Origin of the sequence: Janibacter hoylei PVAS-1 (genome assembly GCF_000297495.1) — a bacterium.
GTDB classification, from domain to species: Bacteria; Actinomycetota; Actinomycetes; order Actinomycetales; family Dermatophilaceae; genus Janibacter; species Janibacter hoylei.
This window is the reverse complement of record NZ_ALWX01000098.1, coordinates 1-2,853: the sequence shown is the minus strand read 5'-3', so window position 1 is coordinate 2,853 and position 2,853 is coordinate 1. Positions and strand designations below refer to the sequence as shown.

At 65.5% G+C, this 2,853-nt stretch carries 4 protein-coding genes and 1 pseudogene; 3 read left to right on the top strand and 2 right to left on the bottom strand.

The annotated features are described in order from the left end of the window. The first annotated feature begins 490 nt into the window (after window positions 1–490). Entirely contained in the window at window positions 491–1,153 is a 663-nt protein-coding gene (locus B277_RS15240) for a recombinase family protein (protein ID WP_040881807.1), read from the top strand. Window positions 1,154–1,509: 356 nt separating this feature from the next. Further along, entirely contained in the window at window positions 1,510–1,950 is a 441-nt protein-coding gene (locus B277_RS15235; protein ID WP_007929900.1) for a hypothetical protein, read from the top strand. Window positions 1,951–1,981: 31 nt separating this feature from the next. Here the strand turns inward: B277_RS15235 and B277_RS15230 are convergent, their stop codons facing one another. Next, a complete protein-coding gene (locus B277_RS15230; RefSeq protein ID WP_338009775.1) occupies window positions 1,982–2,269 on the bottom strand; it encodes a GNAT family N-acetyltransferase in 288 nt (95 codons plus the stop codon). 93 nt (window positions 2,270–2,362) lie between these two features. Here B277_RS15230 and B277_RS15225 point away from each other — a divergent pair, with 93 nt between their 5' ends. Then, window positions 2,363–2,647 (top strand): hypothetical protein, encoded by a 285-nt coding sequence (locus tag B277_RS15225; RefSeq protein ID WP_128277513.1) that lies wholly within the window; start codon window positions 2,363–2,365, stop codon window positions 2,645–2,647. A 28-nt stretch (window positions 2,648–2,675) separates the two neighbouring features. On the opposite strand, the pseudogene B277_RS17125 reads toward B277_RS15225, so the two are convergent. Continuing rightward, window positions 2,676–2,853 (bottom strand): annotated as a pseudogene (locus B277_RS17125) (IS3 family transposase); the annotation flags it as partial.

The window sequence follows — 2,853 nt, the reverse complement described above, 5'->3', positions numbered from 1 at the left end:
GCAGCGGTCAGCGACGGGTACTCCGGCAAGTGCTCTAACACCTGCCGCACACACCGCTCCTTGACCTTCGGATCGATCTTCTTCGGCATGGTTCGCATCCTTCCAACTCACAAGGATGCGGCGCGATACCTGGGGCGCTTCAAGGTCCCATCTGCTCGTCAGGCTCCATGTGCAGACTTTAGAGGATCTGCTCCGTCGACCTCGGCGGGATCGGCTCAGTGACGCTCGTTTTCGAGCAGCTCTGGGGACGGGTCGCGGGAGGCTCTGAGGGCGGTCGAAACCCCTGCTCACTGATAGCTTTGCTCGAAAGGTCAAAAACCGGCGACTTTCGAGCACGGGTTGGGGTCTTGATGATTGGCATTGAGACGGCAGCGGCCGTTGTTGACATCAGTGGGTACGTCACCGCGGCGGTGTTGGGTGCGGTTGTCGGCGGCGCTGTGCTGGTGGGCCGCGTGTTCGCCCGTCGCCGCGGGCAGGGTGACCGGCGGCCTTGACCACCTGGGGATACGCGCGGGTGAGCACCCTCGATCAGAACACGGCGCTGCAGTTCGACGCGCTGCGTCGGGCTGGCGTGGACGACGAGCACATCGTCACCGACCACGCGTCTGGCTCGCGCACGGACCGCCCGGGCCTGGCCCGGTTGCTCGAGCGGCTTGAGCAGGGGGACGTGCTGACGGTGTGGAAGCTCGACCGGCTGGGCCGGTCGCTCAAGCACCTCATCTCCGTCGTCGACGAGCTCGGCACCCGTGGGGTGGAGTTCCGCTCCCTGACGGAGTCGCTGGACACGACCACGCCGGGTGGTTGGCTCCTGTTCCACGTTATGGCGTCGGTGGCGCAGTTCGAGCGGGAGATGACCGCCGAGCGCACCCGCGCGGCGCTGGCTGCGGTCAGGGCGAAGGGGGCGCCGTTGGGCCGGCCCTCGCGGGTCACCGCCCACCAGTTCCGGCTCGTCCACGAGATGGCCGGGGCGGGCAAGACACAGAGCGTGATCGCGTCGACGACAGGGCTGTCCCGGGCAGTCGTCGGGCGGGTCCTGCGCGGGGAAATCGCCTCACTGGCGAGGTTCGACCCGGAGGTAGAAAGCGACCCAGTGTCGATCGTCTCTGCCGTCGTTCAGGACGTCCGCCTCGACGAGATGAAGTCCGATGGGTGACTGGGATCTGACGCAGGCGAAAGACCTGCTGTCGCTCGCAGCGGGGCTGCTGACCATCGTCAGTGTGGTGGTCGCTGCTGTCTCAGCCCGGGGCCGCCTGAACAAGAGGCAAGCCGCCCTGAGCGAGCTGCTCGATCGTCAGGACCTGTCGGACGCGGCTAGAGCCGCCATCACGGAGAGGCGAGACCGTGTTATCGCGAAGATCGTTGCGGCTGAGCACGTCTCGCCCGTCCATCTCCTGCTAGTGGGAACTGTCGTTGTCCTGATGTTGGCTGTCGTAGGCGGTACCGGGTACCACGCGGGGGGGCACGACGGTTGCTTCAGATCTGTGGTCCGAGGTCGGCGGAAAGACGTGGATGAGCATGCCCTACGCAGCTCTCCATGTGACGGTCACGGGCGGCGTAGTAGGCACGTTCCTCCACCTCATTTTCGAGAGATACCGCGTTCAGGACGAGGTCTTGGAAGGTCTCGTTCCCGAGGCTCTCAAGCCGCGTCCGGTCCGTCCCGACGTGCGCACCTTCTTGGGGGCGCTGGGCCTGCCAGTGACCGTCCTTGGCGTGAGTGCGGCAGTGGCGTCAACCCCCGAGGCTGTGCTCCCGCAACCAGTGCCAATCCTCGTCATCCTCGCGGGCGCGATCGCGATGGTGGTCGGGTTGGTCGACCTGTTCCTTGACCGGGTCCCTGCCTATTTCCGGAGGGAGGGCCTCCTGGTCAGTGTTGAACCCAACGTCGAGGGTCTCACCGATGAAGGTGACGGCGACTCTATCGACGGAGACCCGTCATCAGATAAGACCTGAGGCAGTGGGGGAGGGCTCGACATTGGTGCTCTCAGACCCCATCGGTGCGCATGAAGGTGCAGGGGTGGTGACCGCTCTCGGCCCCTGCCCCCGCCGCCCTCTCCGGTGCCATCACCGAGTACCCGCACCGCCCGTAGAAGTCGGCAGCGGCGGCGTCGCACTTGCCGACGTAGATCGTCGGCAATGCGGCCGGCCCAAGCTGGCCGATGCACCCCTGCGCCAATCCGTCGACCATCCCAAGCGTGACGGTTCCTACTCCGCGGCGGCGCCATCTCGGCTCGACTACGAGTTGGTCGATACCCCCCGTCAAGGACGGCACCGTGGGCCACCTATCACCATCACCCTTGTCGATGGGGTCATCACTGCACCCATAGTTCCCTATAAAAAGGTCGCTTTATAGGAAACTATGGGTATGGACTACCTGCCGTGCCCCTACCAACCCGGTACCGGGGCGCAACCGCCGGTACTGGCTGGCCGTGCCGATCTGTTCTCCAAGGTCGGTACCCGGATGCTGTCGGTCGCTTCGTTCGGTCGTCCGGCGCCGAGTCCGATCGTGCTGACGGGGGTGCGGGGGATGGGTAAGACCGTTTCCTTGACGAGGATGAGGTCGATGGCACAGGACATGGGCTTAGGCGTGGCCAGCGCTCGGTTCGCTCGCTCTGGCGGGGACAACATGCAGGCACTGGTGGAGGCCTGAACCGCACTGGGTCTGATGGAGGCTCGGGCTATTGGATTCCGACCAAGGGGTGGTCGGACCGTTGCGTAGCGTAGAACGCTTCCTCGAACTCTGCTGGCGGGACGTCGCCCAGGTAGCCGTGGAGGCGGTCGTGGTTGTGCCAGTGGACCAGGACGAGGGTGGCGAGCTCGACGATCCTCGACTGCTCTTCCGAGGCCGTCTCTGGC

Coding starts and splice junctions, on each gene's coding strand:
- B277_RS15235 (WP_007929900.1), top strand. CDS start 1,510: ATGAGCATGCCCTACGCAGCTCTCCATGTGACGGTCACGGGCGGCGTA.
- B277_RS15225 (WP_128277513.1), top strand. CDS start 2,363: ATGGACTACCTGCCGTGCCCCTACCAACCCGGTACCGGGGCGCAACCG.